This is a genomic window from Pseudomonas sp. SJZ077, from assembly GCF_007993905.1.
GTDB lineage: Bacteria > Pseudomonadota > Gammaproteobacteria > Pseudomonadales > Pseudomonadaceae > Aquipseudomonas > Aquipseudomonas mandelii.
This window is the reverse complement of sequence record NZ_VIUJ01000016.1, coordinates 153,027-170,240: the sequence shown is the minus strand read 5'-3', so window position 1 is coordinate 170,240 and position 17,214 is coordinate 153,027. Positions and strand designations below refer to the sequence as shown.

Sequence of the window (17,214 nt, the reverse complement as noted above, 5' to 3'; positions counted from 1 at the left end):
CACGCCGTGGATCTGAAACACGTTCTTGGCCAAGTCGACCCCAATGCGCATAAGCTTCATGTGTGGACTCCTTCTCACGGTTGACTGCGGTTCGTACCTTCAGTCTGGCACTCAAGATGCCGAGGTGAGGAGGAGTCCATCCCATTGCTTTGGGTTGTGGATTTCGCTCAGTCGCGACGGGCAGAAAATGACTGTGGATTCAACCCGTCGATGCAACACCCTGCTGGCTCAATATTGAATGTTTTTGCATCGACGTGGTTGAAATGCACACATTAGCGCAAGGTTTATTTATTCAATTCGTTGAGGTGCGACAGTTTTACATCCCCGTAGAGAACTCAGGTGGGTGTTTGATTGCAGTTCGTATCGTGCGTAAGGCGTCATCGTATTGACAAAGTAAATGCAAAGCCCAGTCGATACGTGTGCGGATGCGAATATCATTTTCGTCTGAGGGAATTTCGCTATTCATCATCGATTCAACATTTCTTATGATGAGTTGTTCAGGCAAATACATGATCCGGCTGTTTTTGTAGCTCGAAGCACGCAATTCTGCAATTGGATAGGCTCCCCCGAGCCCAGCCGAAACCCCCACCAGGAGCGCTGGCTTGTGTCCAAGTTCACCGAGTCCTGCGTACAAAAAGAAATTTTTCAGCGCCGGGCAAGCCATGCCATTCCACTCCGGGCTGATCACAATCAGTGCGGTAGCTTTTTTAAGGATGGTTTGCTGGACATTCCAGATTCCATCAATGTCTTCTTCTGGCCACAGCGGTAGCCGACTGGAAGCCAAGTTCAGCAGTTCGCCTGAATCACAAAGATCAAGTTGCTCTAATCGGTCGCGCAAATATTCTGCGACTTTGAGTGATTGGCTGTTTGATCTATTCGATCCAGACAGCAGAACGATATGACGGCTCATTGCGCCACCTTCTGTTTAGCCTTGTGTGCTTTGGGGGCGACACGGCGTGAACGCACGATGGGCCAGAACAACTCTTCTTTCCAGCTGATCGGTGACAAGTGTTCGATACCGTATAAGGGCGGACGCCGGCGGGTAATTTTGGCCGTACCGAACAGGATGTCCCAGAAGAACAACAGGTTGCCGAAGTTGCCCTTGTAATGCGTGACACCATCCTCGGCAGTCAAGCCGTGATGGGCTGAATGAGTGGAGGGGGTGGAAATCGTTCGCTCCAGAACCCAGACAATAGGACGCAACACACGGATGCCATACAGTTTGTCATCCCACGCAACGCTGCTGTGCGCTGCGAAGATGACGATCATCTTCAGGATCAGATAAACATAGTAAATATGCGCAAGCCCTAGATAGATCAGTATGCCGGACAGCCAGATGCCGGGCATCAGCATGTAGTAGAAGCTGTTGTTTCGATAAACGATGCGGACACTCATGTAGGGCGCGGAGTGATGAGCGCGGTGCAGCGCATAAAGTACCGGGACCCGATGTGTCAGTCGATGCCACCAGTATTGAGTCATGTCATCCAGTACTAGAAACAACACGAACCCTGCGACCCAAGGAATGGTGGCCAGGGCGCCTTTCATTTCCGGAACAGCCAGGCTCAGGATTTTTCCACTGAGCCACATGACACTGGGGAACGTGATTGCAACCAGGATCCCGGAGCCTATGACTTCGATCAGTACGTCACGCTTCCCGCTCGACGGGTGTCGGAGCGAAGAACACGCGAGTTCCAGCAAGATGAAGGCAAGGAATATCCCGGCCACTATTACGGAAGGATTGTTGGCGAGCATTATTGTATTCATGGCACTCTCGATTAAGGCCCTTGCGGGCAATGCCATTTCATTAGAAGCCAACGAGTAAGCCGTCCCTATGCGCGAAACGGACAAAATTGAGCGAGAACAGGTCAATCGTTCCCCCCAGCGCTTTCACCGCGGCAAACTGGGCCAGGTGCTGGAGCGTTTCCTGGATAGCCAGGCCTTGAGAGAAAACAGGGATTACAGCCTGATCGAGCTGGATCAGCTTTGGCGCGAGGCGGCGCGCATCGATCCGGCGATCGGGTTGAAACTGTTCACGCTATTCACGCCTCAGGACTGGCACGTCCTGGCCTATCTGTGCTTGTACAGCCCCGACGTTTTATCATCCATGAAGCTTTGGGCCCGGTACGCGCGGCTTGCGGCGGACACAGACACGGTGAGACTGCTCAATGATGAAAACGGCGTCGGCATCGAGCTGTGCGTCGATGCGCCCAGTGAGCTGGCGCGCTATGTCATTGAGCACTACGGCGCAATGTCCATCGCGCAGTTGCGGCGTGGAACAGGGCAGCAGGTGCAGCCGGTCCTGGCAAGATTTACTCACTCTCGTCCGTCGTATTACAAGCAATACACCCAATGGTTTGGGGGCCGTGTCGAGTTTGACTGTCCGATTAACTGCTTCTATTTCGGTGCTCGAAGCTTGAGCCTGCCGATGCAGACACGTCATCACGGGATGCTTGAGTTATTGACCCAGGAACTGGATCGACGGATCGCCGTGCATCGGAATTTCAGCGGTTGGTCAGCCAAGGTTGCTGAAGGAGCGCGACGATCTCTAGCGAGAGGTGAAACTCCCAATCTGGACAATCTGGCGAAGGCGCTGCACCAGACGCCAAGGACCTTACGGAGACGACTGGAAGAGGAAGGTACAACCTTCAGGCAATTGCTCGATCAGATTCGCGCAGAATTGGAACTGCATCTTGAATTGCAAGGAGAGTCATTAACGGAGATTGCAGCTCAACTAGGCTACAGCGATTTGACGGCGTATCTCCACGCCCGAAGTCGATGGCGTGACAGGAAGTAATGTGGCGGGCCCGAACTTTTCGGAACGACAGCGTTACCTCACAAATCACCTCATCCCACGCCAGCAATTTCCTTTGAAAAAAGGGGACGGATTTATTTTTAACAGCGCTTCAGGCACCTGGATCACAAATAAATCAGCCCCCTTTTACACATGGCTGCCGGTGCGACAGGGAGCAATGGGCTCTTTGAGATAGGCATATGGATCATGCCCCTTCATGTGGGCTTAGATATCCAGACAAATTTTGCCGAAATGCTGGTTGGTTTCCTGATACTTGAACGCTTCGACAATCTCGCTCAAAGGGAAATGACGATCAATAATCGGGCGCATGCCATTAGCATTGATGGCTCGGATCATGTCTTGCTGCTGGCTGCGGCTACCCACCAATACACCCTGCAGACGCACTTGCTTGATCAGTGCCGGTACAAAATTCATTGCACCGCTTACGCCACTCAATATCCCGATGACGGAAATGTGACCAGCAACCCGAATTGCAATCATCGACTGCTCAAGCGTCGCAGGGCCGCCGACTTCGATGATGTGGTCAACACCACGGCCACCCGTTAGAGCGCGTGCAGTTTCGCCCCAGTTAAGGTCTTTGCGGTAATTGATGACATGATCAGCGCCTAGAGCTTTCAGACGTTCAAGTTTTTCGTCGCTTGAAGAGGTAGCAATGACGGTAGCACCGGCCATTTTAGCGAACTGCAGGGCGAAAATTGAAACGCCACCAGTGCCTTGGACGAGCACGGTGTCGCCCGGCTTGAGTGAGTCATCGGCCATCAGGGCGCGCCATGCAGTAAGGCCAGCGGTGGTAAGCGTCGACGCTTCAGCATGGCTGTAGCCAGTAGGCGCGAGGGTAAACGATGTGGCTTTGGCCGTCACTTGCTCACGAGCGTAGCCGTCAATGCCATCGCCTGGCACGCTGACAAAGCCTTCAACCAGTGGCACACCGTCGATCCACTCCGGGAAGAAGGTGCTGACGACCGAGTCACCCACCTTGAATTCAGTGACATCAGGGCCGACAGCAATGACTTCACCTGCACCATCGGCCATGGGGATGCGTTTTTCGCTAGGGCCCCACATACCGCTGACCACCGCGAAGTCGTGGTAATTGAGCGAGTTGGCGTGAAGTCGTACGGTGATTTCGCCAAGCGCTGCGGCTTGGACTTCGCTGCTGCCAACCACAACGTTTTCATAGCCGCCACCGGGTTGGACGAAGATCGTTTTGCTGCTCATAGGGAATTCCTTATGTTTTCTAATTACGCGAAATAACGAAATGAAAGTTTAAAAATTACAATTCGATGATCAACTTGGCCGCAAAGTCGTCAATCGCCTGCTCGTTGCGCCGGTAGTAAGTCCACTTTCCGATGCGGGTGGTTAGCACGAAGCCTGCGCGCTGCAGGATAGCTAAGTGTGCTGACGCGGTAGAAGGTGAAAGCCCTGCCTTGTGCTGCAAATGGGTTACGCACACCCCTATCGCAGGATCTCCATGATCCTGAGGTGGGAAATTATTAAGTGGGTCTTTGAGCCACTCCATCATTTGCATGCGAGTGTCATTGGCCAGGGCTTTGAGCTGTTCGAGTATCATGGTCGGCAATGCTACGCTTTTTTACGAAATGTTCAATAAATAATCTATTAGCCTTGGCAAAGGTTTGAAATCAAAAACACTCATCCAGCTGAATCGCCCCTACTTTTGTCGATGTACTGAATGACTGCTTGAACTGTTCCGCTCTGGTAGACATCCCCCGTCTATGTTTGAACGTTCGGCCGATTGCTGTCCTTCGTACCAGGCAGAAAATCGGCCAGAAGCAGTATGGGCGGATAGCCAATAGGCACAGCCTACCGCTTCACTCCTCGCCGCCTCCATACAACCCCAACCGCCGATCCCGATGCAAATCATTACGCGCACTAATCCGCTTATTCCGCGCCTCAGCGAGGTTAAGTGTCGCCAACAAAATCTGCTCTCCCCCCTGCTCCGCCGGCCCCGCCAACGGATAACCATCAGCATCGACAATCACTGAACCTTGCACCCATCCAACCCCGCGTTCATGCCCATGCCGATCACACGCGGCAATAAACATCCGGTTCACCGACGCATTGGCCTGAACCCGCACCACCTCGGCCGGGCGCTCGGTTGGGGGCCTCGGTCCATCGGGCCAATTGACGGGAGCGCAGAGCAATTCTGCACCCGCCAGCGCCGGCAGTCGCACCCATTCCGGAAACTCCAGGTCGTAGCAAATCAGCATGCCGATCCGTCCATGGACCGTTTCGACCACCGGCGGCGCTTCGTTGCCGGGGCTGAAGATTTCGCTTTCCGCGTCCCACAGGTGTGCCTTGCGATACACGGCGCGCAGGCCTTGGGGGTCGATCATCGCCGCGCTGTTGGCCAGTGCATCGCCTTGCAGTCGTTCGCAGAATCCGCCCACTACAACGACGTTCAATTCTTTCGCCAACGCCGTCCACAGACGCAGAGTTGGTCCGTCGGTTGTTTCGGACAGGGACAACGCTTCGTCGCGGTCAGCAAACAGGTAGCCGCTCTGCACCAGTTCGGGCAGCACCACCACTTGGGCGCCTTGCAACGCCGCCGAGCGAATCGCTCGTTCTGTCAGTGTCCGGTTGTAAGCGAGGTCGCCTATTTTCGGTGCCACTTGGCAGCAGGCGACCACGGTATTTTTCACGCTGTTCAACGTCCCTCCTCCACTGACTGATGAGCCATGGCAACAATGTCGCTCTCGGTGATCGAGTCGATGATTCGGCGTTCGTATTCAAGGTCGATCGAACGGCTGAGCAGGTAATACGCCAGGCCCGAAACCACCAGGCCGACCAGCCAGGCGATGTCCACCCCTTCGAGCATGCGCGCCAGCGGCCCGACGAACACTTCTTTGCCGGCGGCGGCATCGAAGATGTAGAAGAACGGCACCATCGCGGCAAATCCGATCAGGTACGAAACGATCCCTCGGAATTGCCAGGCGCCGTAGATGCCCTTCGGTGTGAAGAAATGCGGGATCGCGTAGCGGCCTTTGCGCACGAAGAAGTAGTCGACCAGATTGACCGCGGTCCAGGGCACGAGGAAGTACAACAGCAGCACGAGGAAGGTGTTCAACAGCGCGATGCCATCGCCCTTGATCGACAGCACGCAGGTCAACAGGATGAGGCTGATCGCGGAGATCGACATGACCCGGGCGCGAGGGGTTGGCGTGATTTTTTTGATCGAGTCGACGCCGGTCAATAACGTCAGCATCGCGCTGTAGGTGTTGAGCGCGATGATCGGCAGGAAGCCTGCCACGGAGACGATGACCAACACGTTGCCCAGGCCCGGGATCATCGACGATCCGACCTGGTTAAGCGCCACCAGCGCATCCGCCGCTTTCAACTGCTGCGCGAGCCAGGCGCCGAGGCCGATCATCCAGCTCCCCGACAACGATGCGCCGATGAACACGGCGGCGATCAGTTTTGGCCGGCTGGTGTTTTTCGGCAGGTAACGGGAATAGTCGGAGACATAGGGCGCGTAGGAAATGTTGTAGCTCGCGCCGATGGCAAACAGCGTGGCGAACGCAACCCAGCTGAAGCCCAGGTCGGTCGCCGGGGCGACGCCTTCCTGGCCTGCACCGAACATCAGGGCGATGGTGACTAGCGCATACAGCGGCAAGGTCGCCAGCAGTGCCCATTTGAAGGCTTTGTGCATCAGGTCGTGGCCGTAGATCGACAGCAGCGCGCCGATCAGCACCACGATGATGGCGACAATGGTCGGGTCGATGCCGAAGACGTGTTCAAGGCCGTTCATGATCAGCGAGATGTTCACCACGTTGAAGCCGACGAACACAAACATCGTCGCCATCAAGGCCAGGATCACTCCGCGATACCCGAACTGGGCACGGGACTGGATCATTTGCGGGAGGCCCATTTCGGGACCTTGCGAGCCGTGAAAAGCCATGAAGATGGTGCCGAACATGATCCCGAGCGCACCGGCCAGCATCGTCCACAGCGCCGACAAGCCAAGGCTTGGGCCGACAAAACCGATGGAGATGGTGAAGAAGTGGAAGTTGCCTAAAAACCAGAAAGGGCCCTGGCTGCTGAGCTTGGCGTGACGTTCGTTTTCCGGAATGTAATCGATCGAGTGGCCTTCGATGGCCAACCCGCCACTCGCCTCGAGGGCGTGCGCAGAATGAGGAGACCCTGACATACGATTGTTCCTATGCAGTTGATTGTTGTTTTTATGGGCAAAGCGCCGGTTTCATTGCAATGTAGGGCCTGGGTCAGGGCTATAAAATATCGCAGGCACACTGTTTACATAGATCCGCGTCTATGTGAATGAACGTTGAGGGACACCCATGCTGGGCACTGTATCGGAACTGGATCTGCGTTTGATCCGGGTCTTTTTGACCGTCGTTGAAGCGGGCGGCATCTCGGCCGCGCAAACTGCGCTCAACACCACTCAACCGACCATCAGTGCGCAATTGGCGACGCTGGAAGCGCGGGTGGGATTTCGACTGTGCGAGCGCGGTCGCGGCGGATTTTCGGTGACGCCCAAGGGTGGTCAGTTTGTCGAAGCGGCCCGCCGATTGCTGGCGGCAGCCGAAGGTTTCCGGGTTGAGGTCCAGCACATCAATCGCAAAGTGTCGGGCAACATCAATATCGGTTTGCTCGGTCAGATCGATCCTGTTGCCAACAAGAAAATCGCCCTGGCCATCGCGCGTTTAAGGGCTCGTCATGAAGGCCTGTATTTCCACTTCACGGAACTGTCTTCGTCGCTGCTGGAAGAGAAAATCATCAATAGCCATATCGATCTGGCGATCGGTTACTTCTGGCACCGCTTGCCCAACATCGATTACTTCCCCTTGTTCCAGGAAACCCAGATCGCCTACTGCGCCCCGGCTCACCCGCTATTTGAGCACGTGGGGGATCTGACCCGGGATGACGTCCGCGATTACGACTGGGTATGGCCCAGTCACCCCTTGCCGGAAATGCCTGCACCCACCTCGATCGAACGCCTGACCGTGCTCACCGACAGCATGGACGGCGCGGCACTGCTCATTCTGTCAGGCCAGCATTTGGGCTTTTTGCCGCAGCACTATGCGGCGAAGCATGAACAGCTGGGGCAGTTGCATCCGCTGAATCCCGAGCTGCTGCGTTATGAGGTGGGGTTTCATGCGGCGGTTCGGCATTCGGCGCGGCAGCGGGATCTGGTGAGTGCGTTCCTGAATGAGCTAATCGATATTTTCAGTTCTTAATCGCTATCTCGCTGGCCGGGATGACGTCGATCCGTGCCACGGGCCCCGTCAAGTGCGCCAGCTCCGCGTTGTGCTGGGTGATGATGTCTTCGGCGGCGAGGTTGCCGTTGTCGACGGTGGAATGCGCGTCGGCGGCGAGCACCACGTCATAGCCCAGCTTCAGGGCCTGGCGGACGGTGGCGTTGACGCAATAGTCGGTTTGCAGCCCGCAGATGATCAGGCGGTCGGAGCCAAAATCTTGCAGTAGGGCTTGTAAGTGGGTCTGGTAGAACGAGTCTCGGTTGGTTTTTCGCACCCGAAGGTCTTGCGGTGAAGTCTTCAGGCTTTCGGCCAGTTGCCAGCCTTCAGAACCATGTTGCAGCTGGTCGCCCTTTTCTTCGTGCTGGATGAGGATGACCGGAATTCCTGCCTCCCTGGCCTTGGCACTCAGGCCGTTTATATTCTCGATGACGCGTTTGATCTCAAAACATTCGTACTCGCCAGTGCACAAGGCGTGCTGGACGTCGATGATCAGCAATGCAGTGGTCATGGGCTCAGGCCTTAAAGTAGTCCTTCAGATTAAGGGGTACGCCACCTGCTCCCTGGGGCCGAGCGAAGAGTGCGTACCGTCGATAATGCCGTAAAACACCTACGATGGAATAGCTTGAAATCGCTGCCTGTCCGCGAATTTATCCAGTCGGACACAGCCCGCCCCAACACCGCTAAGCTGAATTGAAAATTCATTAAACCACATCAACTATTACGGTATTACTTTATCTATTGTAACGAACAACATTAAACTCTTCCAAAGCACAATAAGTGTGGTCATACCCGAGCCATTGCTTTAGGGTGAATCTTCGATATCGAGAAGTTTCGCCAGGGACTGCGACCTGTTTAATGACAGGACTGCGGCTTTGCCGCTGGCTCTTAATGGATTTCAGCCAGTGACGTGTAAGTAATACCTGACCGTTCTATTTGAACGCCATGGGTACTTACAATCCTGATCCCCGCTGATGCCGTTATATTCATTGAGCACATATGATATGAGTGACAACAAAGTCCTTGTCTTGCGCACTTGCGCCAACGACATGTCGGACCATGCCGGCCAAGTCTGGCCGGACGCCGGCCTGGTGGTGTGCAAACACTGGAAGCCCAGCAAGAAACTCGAGAACGGCCTGGTCGGCTTATTGTGGGGAGAAGGTTCCTCTACTCAACTGAGTTTGCGAGCCGATGCCAAATGGGTTGTGTGCGAAGTTCATATTGATCAGATTATAAAACTTGATGAAGACGGCATGATCAAGTTCCCGGAGGCGGAAGTTGTTCACACGGGCACTCAAGACAGTTCGATCAATTACATTGCAGCGCACATTGAACACTATCAATCAGCAAACATCCCTTTAATCGACACCCCACTTGAATCACCAAATAAAACCTCCAGTCGCGAATTCGAAAGTCGGCGAGCACAGGGTTACAGTCCTTCCGGCATCGGCGCTAAAACCGACGCCTCGCAGACTTTCGAAACTGCTGTGTACGGCAGTACGCTCACGGGTGGGCATCAAAGTTATCTGCTGGCGGGTTACGGCAGTACGGAAACAGCCGGCGGTCAGAGCTCATTGATTGCCGGTTACGGCAGCACCCTGACCGCCGCCGACAGCAGCTCATTGACCGCCGGGTATGGCAGTACGGAAATGGCTGGCGATGACAGCTCGCTGATCGCCGGGTACGGCAGCACCCAGATCGCCGGGCAGAAAAGCACACTGACCGCCGATTACGGCAGCAGCCAGACCGCCCAGGACGGCAGCACCCTCACCGCCGGTTACGGCAGTACCGAAACGGCGGGAAGCGACAGCTCGCTGACCGCAGGCTATGGCAGCACTCAAACCGCCCAAGAGGGCAGCGCCCTCACCGCCGGCTACGGCAGCACCGAAACAGCCGGATCGGATAGCGCCTTGATTGCCGGTTACGGCAGCACGCAAACGGCGGGACAGGACAGTACGTTGACCGCGGGTTACGGCACCACCCAAACCGCCCAAGACAGCAGCGCCCTCACCGCTGGCTATGGCAGCACCGGCACAGCGGGGCCGGAAAGCTCCTTGATCGCCGGTTACGGCAGCACCCAAACAGCCGGCCACGAAAGCACCCTGACCGCCGGGTATGGCAGCACCCAAACCGCCCAGGAAAGCAGTTCCCTGACGGCAGGCTATGGCAGCACCGGAACCGCCGGGTACGCCAGTTCCCTGATCGCCGGTTATGGCACGACCCAGACCGCAGGCTATGAAAGCAGTCTGACGGCGGGTTACGGCAGCACCCTCACCGCTCAGGAAAGCAGCTCCCTCACCGCCGGTTACGGCAGTACGGAAACCGCCGGCGGCGACAGTTCGCTTATCGCTGGCTACGGCAGCACTCAGACCGCCGGTTATGACAGCAGTCTGACCGCCGGCTATGGCAGCACCCTCACCGCGCAGGACGGCAGTTCTCTCACGGCCGGTTACGGGACCACGGAAACCGCCGGGCATGAGAGTTCGCTGATCGCCGGCTACGGCAGTACCCAGACGGCGGGATATGAAAGCCACCTGACCGCCGGTTATGGCAGCACACAAACCGCAAGGGAAAGCAGTGTCCTGACGGCTGGCTATGGCAGCACCGCGACGGCGGGCGGCGACAGCTCGTTGATCGCCGGCTACGGCAGCACGCAAACCGCCGGCCACGACAGCACGCTGACGGCAGGTTACGGCAGCACCCTCACCGCTCGGGAAAACAGTTCACTCACGGCCGGCTACGGCAGCACCCAGACGGCGGGTTACAAAAGCACTCTGACCGCTGGTTATGGCAGTACGCAAACCGCACGGGAAAGCAGTGTTCTCACCGCCGGCTACGGCAGTACCGGAACCGCCGGCAGCAACAGTTCGCTGATCGCCGGATACGGCAGCACGCAAACCGCTGGCTACGAGAGCACGCTGACGGCAGGTTATGGCAGTACCCTCACCGCTCAGGACAACAGCTCCCTCACCGCGGGTTATGGCAGCACCGAAACCGCCGGCTACGAAAGTTCGTTGATCGCCGGTTACGGCAGCACGCAAACCGCCGGTTACGACAGCACGCTGACGGCAGGTTACGGCAGCACCCTCACCGCTCAGGACAACAGCTCCCTCACCGCGGGTTATGGCAGCACCGAAACGGCGGGTTACGACAGTACATTGATCGCTGGCTACGGCAGCACCCTCACCGCTCAGGACAACAGCACCCTCACCGCCGGTTACGGCAGCACCGAAACCGCGGGCCAGGACAGTTCCCTGATCGCCGGCTACGGCAGTAGCCTGACCAGCGGCATCCGCAGCTTCCTCACGGCCGGATACGGCAGCACATTGATCAGCGGATTGCGCAGTGTATTGACCGCCGGTTATGGCAGCAGCCTGACCTCCGGCATGCACAGCACCCTGACCGCCGGATACGGCAGCAACCAGATCGCCAGTTATCAAAGCTCATTGATCGCCGGCCCCGACAGCACGCAAATTGCCGGGCACAAAAGCATGTTGATTGCCGGCAAGGACAGCTCACAGACCGCGGGTTATCGCAGCACCCTCATCGCGGGCGCCGGCAGCGTCCAGACGGCGGGTGATCGCAGCAAATTGATAGCCGGCAAGGACAGCACCCAAATCGCCGGCGACCGCAGCAAGCTGTTGGCGGGCAGCAATAGCCACCTCACGGCCGGTGATCGCAGCAAGCTGACGGCGGGCGATGACTGTACGTTGATGGGCGGCGATAAAAGCGTTTTGACGGCGGGCAAAAACAGCATCCTGGTGGGCGGCGCCCGCAGCAAGCTGATTGGCAGCCTGGGTTCAACGTTGACCGGAGGCGAGAATGCGACGTTGATTTTCCGATGTTGGAACGGCAAGCGATTCAAGAATGTCGTGGCGCATACCGGCAAGGATGGCGTGGAAGCGCATGTGCCGTATCAGGTGGACGAGGCGGATAACCTTGTCACCAAGCCCGACGAATAACTTTCTCGGTCGGGCCACCCTCGCAGCTTGAGGGTGGCCATGGACTTACACCTTAGTAGCCGAGCGACAACCCCGTATTCCTGCGCGGGTCGTTGGCCCCATAGAAGCGGTTCTTGCCCACCGGTTTGCCTTCCAGCGAAGGCGCGCCCACCAGGATCGCCGCCAAATGGTTGGGATCCTGCGGCCCGGCAAACTTGTGGCCCCAGCTCTCAAGCATCTTCACCGTGTCCGGACTGGTGGTGAAGGTCTCCAGGTTGGTCTCTTCCGGCAGCCATTGCTGGTGGAAACGCGGTGCATCGACCGCTTCCTGGATGTTCATGCCGTAGTCGATCACGTTGAGCATGGTCAGCAAGGTGGCGGTGATGATGCGACTGCCGCCGGGGGTGCCGACAACCATGACCACTTTGCCGTCCTTGGTGACGATGGTCGGGCTCATGGACGACAGCGGTGCCTTGCCGGGAGCAATGGCGTTGGCTTCGCCTTGCACCAGGCCGTACATGTTGGGCACGCCGATTTTCGAGGTGAAGTCGTCCATTTCGTCGTTGAGGATGACCCCGGTTTTGCTGGCCATCACACCGGCACCGAACCAGTCGTTGAGGGTGTAGGTCACCGACACTGCGTTGCCCCATTTATCGACGATGGAGTAATGCGTGGTGTTGCTGCCTTCATGGGGCGCTACGCCGGGTTTGAGCTCGCGGGACACGCCGGCTTTTTGCGGATTGATCGCCGCGCGGATTTTGGTCGCGTAGTTCTTGTCCAGCAGGTGCTCGATCGGGTTTTTAACGAAGTCCGGGTCGCCGAGGTAGCTGTTGCGGTCCACATAGGCATGGCGCATCGCTTCGATCTGGTAATGCATGCCCTGGGCCGAGTGGTAGCCCAGATCCTTCATCGGGTAGCCTTCGAGAATGTTCATGATCTCGCAGATCACCACACCACCGGAGCTCGGCGGAGGTGCCGACACCACGTGATAACCGCGGTAGTCACACTCGATCGGCGCCAGTTCGCGGGTCTTGTATTTGTCGAGGTCGGCCTGGGTGATGATGCCCTTGTTGGCCTGGCTGGAGGTGACGATGGCGTCGGCCACCCAACCTTTGTAGAAACCGTCTTCGCCCTTCTCGGAAATTTCCCGCAGGGTCTTGGCCAGATCCTTCTGCACCAGTTTTTGCCCGACCTGCATCGGTTCGCCATTACTCAGGAAGATCGCGCCGGAATCCTTGATGTCCTTCTTGAACACGTCGGTGGCGTATTCCAGCAATTCGACATCGCCCTGCTCCAGCACAAAACCGTCTTCGGCAAGTTTGATCGCCGGGGCGATTACTTCCTTGCGCGGTTTGGTCCCGTATTTCTTCAGCGCCAGTTCCATGCCGGACACGGTGCCGGGCACGCCAACGGCCAAGTGACCACGGGTGCTCAGGTCCGGCACGACGTTGCCCTCTTTGTCGAGGTACATGTCTGCTGTCGCGGCCAGCGGCGCTTTTTCGCGGAAATCGAGGAAAGTCTTGCGCCCGTCCGCCAGTTGAACGGTCATGAATCCACCGCCCCCCAGGTTACCCGCAGCGGGATAAACCACCGCCAGCGCATAACCCACGGCGACAGCGGCATCGACGGCGTTGCCACCGTTCTTGAGCACATCGACGCCTACATGGGAGGCCAGGTGCTGGGCCGTGACGACCATGCCGTTTTCGGCCGCGACCGGGGCCACGGAGGCTGCGTAAGCACTGAGGCAACTGAGCGCCAATGAGGTCGCAATCAGCGATTTGGCAAAAGGTTCGAACTTCATGAGTCGGTCTCTTTTTGTTTTTAGGCTCTGTTTAAAAACGGAGAAAACGCTTCAAAGCAGACGCAAGTATGGCCGGGATTGCGTTTTGCGCCTCCTCGCCGAGGCAGTATGCTTGGCCGCTGTTCAGCCCTTCTGAGGAGTTCGCCAGCATGACTTACACCTTCACCACTCTGGCGTCCCCGGTCGGCGAGCTGAAACTGGTTGCGAAAGATTCAAGACTGGCCGCCATCCTCTGGGAAAACGACAAGCCGAACCGGGTTCGGCTTGGCCCGATGAGCGAGGCACCGGATAACCCGATCCTCCTACGCGCCGTTCAGCAGTTGCAGGAATACTTTTCCGGCACGCGCAATAGCTTCGATCTGGAACTGGACTTTGCCGGGACGGACTTTCAGAAGAAGGTGTGGCAGGCGCTGCTGACCATTCCGTTTGGCGAGACGCGCAGTTACAGCGAGATCGCCGAGCAGATCGGCAATCCAAGCGCAGTCCGGGCGGTGGGCGCGGCGAATGGCAAGAACCCGATTTCGATTGTTGCGCCGTGCCATCGGGTGATTGGGGCGTCGGGGAAGTTAACGGGGTTTGCCGGCGGACTTGAGGCAAAGGAACGGTTGTTGACGCTGGAAGGTTGCGAGTGGTCCGGGGCTAGCCGGACGGGCGAGCTGTTTTAAGCCGACTGCCCCCCGATCTCTGTGGCGAGGGAGCTTGCTCCCGCTCCAGTGCGCAGCACTGGCAAAAATCTCCGACTAAGCCAGTATTTTGGGGCCGCTTCGCAGCCCAGCGCGAGCAAGCTCGCTCGCCACAGGGTTAAGGGTTCAGATCTCGGGACTCAGGTCTCAGGTAGCGGTGAAGATATTTTTCATCGCCGCATACTGCAGCAGCATGATGGTCTTCGCATCGCAGATCTCCCCGCGATAAAACGCCTCGAGCGCCTCGTCGAATGTCCACTCCAGCACTTCCAGTTCTTCGGTTTCTTCTTCCAGCCCGCCGCCCTCGCTGACTTTCGACGCTGCGTCATATTCGGCGATGAAGAAGTGCAGTTTTTCGGTGACCGAGCCTGGGCTCATGTAGGCCTCGAACACCTTTTGCACGTGGTGCACGCGATAACCGGTTTCCTCTTCGGCTTCGGCGCGGATGCGTTCTTCAGGTGCCGCGCCTTCGAGCAGCCCCGCCGCCACTTCGATCAGCAAACCATCGTGGCCGTTGACAAACACCGGCAACCGAAACTGACGCGTCAGGACGACGGTTCTTTTCTCGCGGTTGAACAACAGAATCGCCACGCCATTGCCACGGTCATACACCTCGCGGGTCTGGCGCTGCCAGTCGCCGTTGTTACGCAGATAGTCGAAGGTGATTTTCTTCAGCAAGTACCAGTCGTGGGACAACACCTGGGACTCGATGATGTTGACCCGCTCGGCTGTGTTCGCCATCACAACGCATCCTTTTTTCGTCAGAAGGTCCCCATGGTAGGCGAAAACCAAAAAGCCCGGCATCTCTGCCGGGCTTCTTTTTACTGCTGGCTGGCGACGTCAGGTATCGCGCTGTCTTCCTGTGAAGAGAGCTGCTTGCCATTGATCAACGGCCCGTAACGACGGCTGAACTCCCAGTTGTAAGGCACGTGGTCCCTATTGACCCCATTGTCCCAATTCACCGACCAAGTCATCAGGCCTTTGATAGAAAGTCCCTTGGCGTCGAGACGCTTGAAGGCATTCACCACTGCCGCCGGATTGATCACGTAACCGGTGGCCGCCGCGTCGACGTTGGCAGGCAGGCCGATCACGAACTTGTCCGCCGGGATCTTCGTGAACCCGCGAGTGCCGCTCACCATGCTTTCGGTCAGGTAAAACAGGAAGTCCTCTTTCATCGCGTCGTTGTTCTGGGCAATCCACGCGCCATTGCCGTTATTGGCTTCCGGCACCCAGATTCCGTCGCCGCCCTGGTTGTAATACTGCGGGGCGATGAAGTCGTAATAGCCTTCCAGGGCCTGGAGGTAGCCGACGTATTTGCCGGCAGTGGTCAGGTACGGGAACTCCGGCGCCATGCTGATGATGAAGTGTTTGCCTTCACCGGCGTAATGGTCCTTGACCAGCTTCAGCGCGGCAGGCAGGACGCTCTTGTTGTCGGCGAAATCAATCGCGCTCTGTTCAAGATCGATGTCCAGCCCATCGAAGCCATAGGTTTCCACCAGACGGATGATTTCGTTGGCCAGCGGCTGTTCGTTACCTTTGTGCAACTCGATGTGCGCGTCGGCGCCGCCGAGGGAAATCAGCACCGCCCTGCCCTGACTGTTCAGCACGCCGACCTGGCGACGGAACTCGGCGTCGGACAAATTGTACGGCTTGAAGGTCGGGATGCCGTTGCCCTTCATGAAGGCCACGGCCACCACGTTGTAATCCTTGGGCACATCCTGCAGCGCGATGTTGGCGAACTGGCCACGCTGATAACCGTCGCTCGGCCCGGCGGGCCAGTTGTGCCAGAAGCCCATGAGGATCTTTTTGCCGGCAATGCTCGGCATCAACGAAGCGGCGTCGGCGAGTGGCGATTTCAATAACGTAAAGTCGAATTTTGACATGTTCTATTCCTTCAGAACGTGTGGGGGGATTAACACTGCGGGCTTACTTGAAGTCCACGTCAAACGCTTGGTAGAAGGCGTTGCCGGTGTTGGCCACGATCCACATCAGCACGATCACGTGATGGCCTTTCTTGTTGCCCGGCAATTTCACTTCGTGGTTGATCTTGGCTTTCATCTCGGCGGAATGGCTGTAGTACGGGACCTGGGTGTAGAAGTCGTCGAAGAACGATGTCGGTTCCAGTTGCGCACGGCCGATGCGCTGTTCCGGGCTCCAGCCATCCTTGGTGATGAACCAGCTGTAGCCACGGGTGACATGGGGCGCGGTGTATTCCCAGGTGACCTTGAAGGTCTGGCCCGGATCGACGTTCAACAAAGGCCAGGTGAAGGGGCGGCCGAGCCTGACGCTCATTTCCTTGTTGGTGAAGTTGATGCAGTCTCGGGCATCCGTCTTGCCACCGCTGAGGATGTAGCGGTCGGCAGGTGGCGTGACACTGTCGCTGTCGGTTTGATACGGCGCCGCGAAGGGCCCCGCCGTCAGCGAAGGGAAGTTTTTGCCGCCTTCCATTTCGTTGACTTGCCAGCTACTCAGCAACCCCAGCTCTACGGCGACCGCACCGCGGCTGGAGGGGGATGTGACACGACCGTGTCGAAGTTGAGGTTGAGTCTGTGGTTGGTTCATTTTTTCACTCCGTTGATTTTGAGAACTCTCCTTCCTGAGGAGAGGCCTCCAACCTAACGGCGCTGTTTTTTTTGTCCATCAGCCCATTTGAGCCCCGAATGAACCCGCCTTCGCAGATCACTCGCAAACACTGGATATAAAACCAGTACCCTGATCCAAGTCCTACGTCCTGTGTAGCAAAAGGATT

14 protein-coding genes and 1 pseudogene are annotated in these 17,214 nt (G+C 57.3%); 4 read left to right on the top strand and 11 right to left on the bottom strand.

The annotated features are described in order from the left end of the window. Window positions 1-316: 316 nt before the first annotated feature. Together FBY01_RS22790 and FBY01_RS22785 are read right to left on the bottom strand one after the other, a co-directional pair. Entirely contained in the window at window positions 317-910 is a 594-nt protein-coding gene (locus FBY01_RS22790) for an NADPH-dependent FMN reductase (RefSeq protein ID WP_145309646.1), read from the bottom strand. Beyond that, window positions 907-1,764 (bottom strand): sterol desaturase family protein, encoded by an 858-nt coding sequence (locus FBY01_RS22785; RefSeq protein WP_145309644.1) that lies wholly within the window; start codon window positions 1,762-1,764, stop codon window positions 907-909. Before FBY01_RS22785 ends, FBY01_RS22790 begins: the two co-directional genes overlap by 4 nt. A gap of 67 nt (window positions 1,765-1,831) precedes the next feature. Here FBY01_RS22785 and FBY01_RS22780 point away from each other — a divergent pair, with 67 nt between their 5' ends. Next, a complete protein-coding gene (locus FBY01_RS22780) occupies window positions 1,832-2,794 on the top strand; it encodes an AraC family transcriptional regulator ligand-binding domain-containing protein (protein WP_145309642.1) in 963 nt (320 codons plus the stop codon). A gap of 222 nt (window positions 2,795-3,016) precedes the next feature. On the opposite strand, the gene FBY01_RS22775 is transcribed toward FBY01_RS22780, so the two are convergent. From FBY01_RS22775 to FBY01_RS22760, 4 genes are all read right to left on the bottom strand, one after another. Next, window positions 3,017-4,027, bottom strand: a complete 1,011-nt coding sequence (locus FBY01_RS22775) for an NAD(P)-dependent alcohol dehydrogenase (protein WP_083377148.1) — start codon at window positions 4,025-4,027, stop codon at window positions 3,017-3,019. Window positions 4,028-4,082: 55 nt separating this feature from the next. After that, complete coding sequence (locus FBY01_RS22770; RefSeq protein ID WP_102595367.1) at window positions 4,083-4,379, bottom strand: helix-turn-helix transcriptional regulator; 297 nt, start codon at window positions 4,377-4,379, stop codon at window positions 4,083-4,085. 259 nt (window positions 4,380-4,638) lie between these two features. Next, the gene (locus tag FBY01_RS22765; RefSeq protein ID WP_145309632.1) at window positions 4,639-5,478 is read right to left on the bottom strand and encodes a nitrilase family protein; all 840 of its coding nucleotides are present in this window, start codon (window positions 5,476-5,478) and stop codon (window positions 4,639-4,641) included. After that, window positions 5,475-6,974 (bottom strand): cytosine permease, encoded by a 1,500-nt coding sequence (locus FBY01_RS22760; protein WP_145309630.1) that lies wholly within the window; start codon window positions 6,972-6,974, stop codon window positions 5,475-5,477. Before FBY01_RS22760 ends, FBY01_RS22765 begins: the two co-directional genes overlap by 4 nt. Before the next feature lie 148 nt (window positions 6,975-7,122). Here FBY01_RS22760 and FBY01_RS22755 point away from each other — a divergent pair, with 148 nt between their 5' ends. Next, on the top strand, window positions 7,123-8,022 hold the full coding sequence (locus tag FBY01_RS22755; protein ID WP_010458960.1) for a LysR family transcriptional regulator: 900 nt from the start codon (window positions 7,123-7,125) through the stop codon (window positions 8,020-8,022). On the opposite strand, the gene FBY01_RS22750 is transcribed toward FBY01_RS22755, so the two are convergent. Continuing rightward, on the bottom strand, window positions 8,012-8,551 hold the full coding sequence (locus FBY01_RS22750; protein ID WP_145309627.1) for a cysteine hydrolase family protein: 540 nt from the start codon (window positions 8,549-8,551) through the stop codon (window positions 8,012-8,014). The two genes, FBY01_RS22755 and FBY01_RS22750, sit on opposite strands and share 11 nt — an antisense overlap. Window positions 8,552-9,044: 493 nt before the next feature. Between FBY01_RS22750 and FBY01_RS22745 the strand changes: the two genes are divergently transcribed. After that, on the top strand, window positions 9,045-12,002 hold the full coding sequence (locus FBY01_RS22745; RefSeq protein ID WP_145309625.1) for an Ice nucleation protein: 2,958 nt from the start codon (window positions 9,045-9,047) through the stop codon (window positions 12,000-12,002). 52 nt (window positions 12,003-12,054) lie between these two features. On the opposite strand, the gene ggt is transcribed toward FBY01_RS22745, so the two are convergent. Then, the gene (gene ggt / locus FBY01_RS22740) at window positions 12,055-13,782 is read right to left on the bottom strand and encodes a gamma-glutamyltransferase (protein ID WP_010458954.1); all 1,728 of its coding nucleotides are present in this window, start codon (window positions 13,780-13,782) and stop codon (window positions 12,055-12,057) included. Between the two features lie 149 nt (window positions 13,783-13,931). Here ggt and FBY01_RS22735 point away from each other — a divergent pair, with 149 nt between their 5' ends. Next, complete coding sequence (locus tag FBY01_RS22735) at window positions 13,932-14,447, top strand: methylated-DNA--[protein]-cysteine S-methyltransferase (protein ID WP_010458952.1); 516 nt, start codon at window positions 13,932-13,934, stop codon at window positions 14,445-14,447. Between the two features lie 165 nt (window positions 14,448-14,612). On the opposite strand, the gene FBY01_RS22725 is transcribed toward FBY01_RS22735, so the two are convergent. From FBY01_RS22725 to FBY01_RS22715, 3 genes and pseudogenes are all read right to left on the bottom strand, one after another. Continuing rightward, window positions 14,613-15,206, bottom strand: coding sequence for an NUDIX domain-containing protein (locus FBY01_RS22725; RefSeq protein ID WP_077748757.1), 594 nt, complete (start codon window positions 15,204-15,206; stop codon window positions 14,613-14,615). A 107-nt stretch (window positions 15,207-15,313) separates the two neighbouring features. Next, window positions 15,314-16,348 (bottom strand): annotated as a pseudogene (locus FBY01_RS22720) (chitinase); the annotation flags it as partial. A gap of 43 nt (window positions 16,349-16,391) precedes the next feature. Then, a complete protein-coding gene (locus tag FBY01_RS22715) occupies window positions 16,392-17,027 on the bottom strand; it encodes a lytic polysaccharide monooxygenase auxiliary activity family 9 protein (RefSeq protein ID WP_145309621.1) in 636 nt (211 codons plus the stop codon). Between the last annotated feature and the right edge of the window lie 187 nt (window positions 17,028-17,214).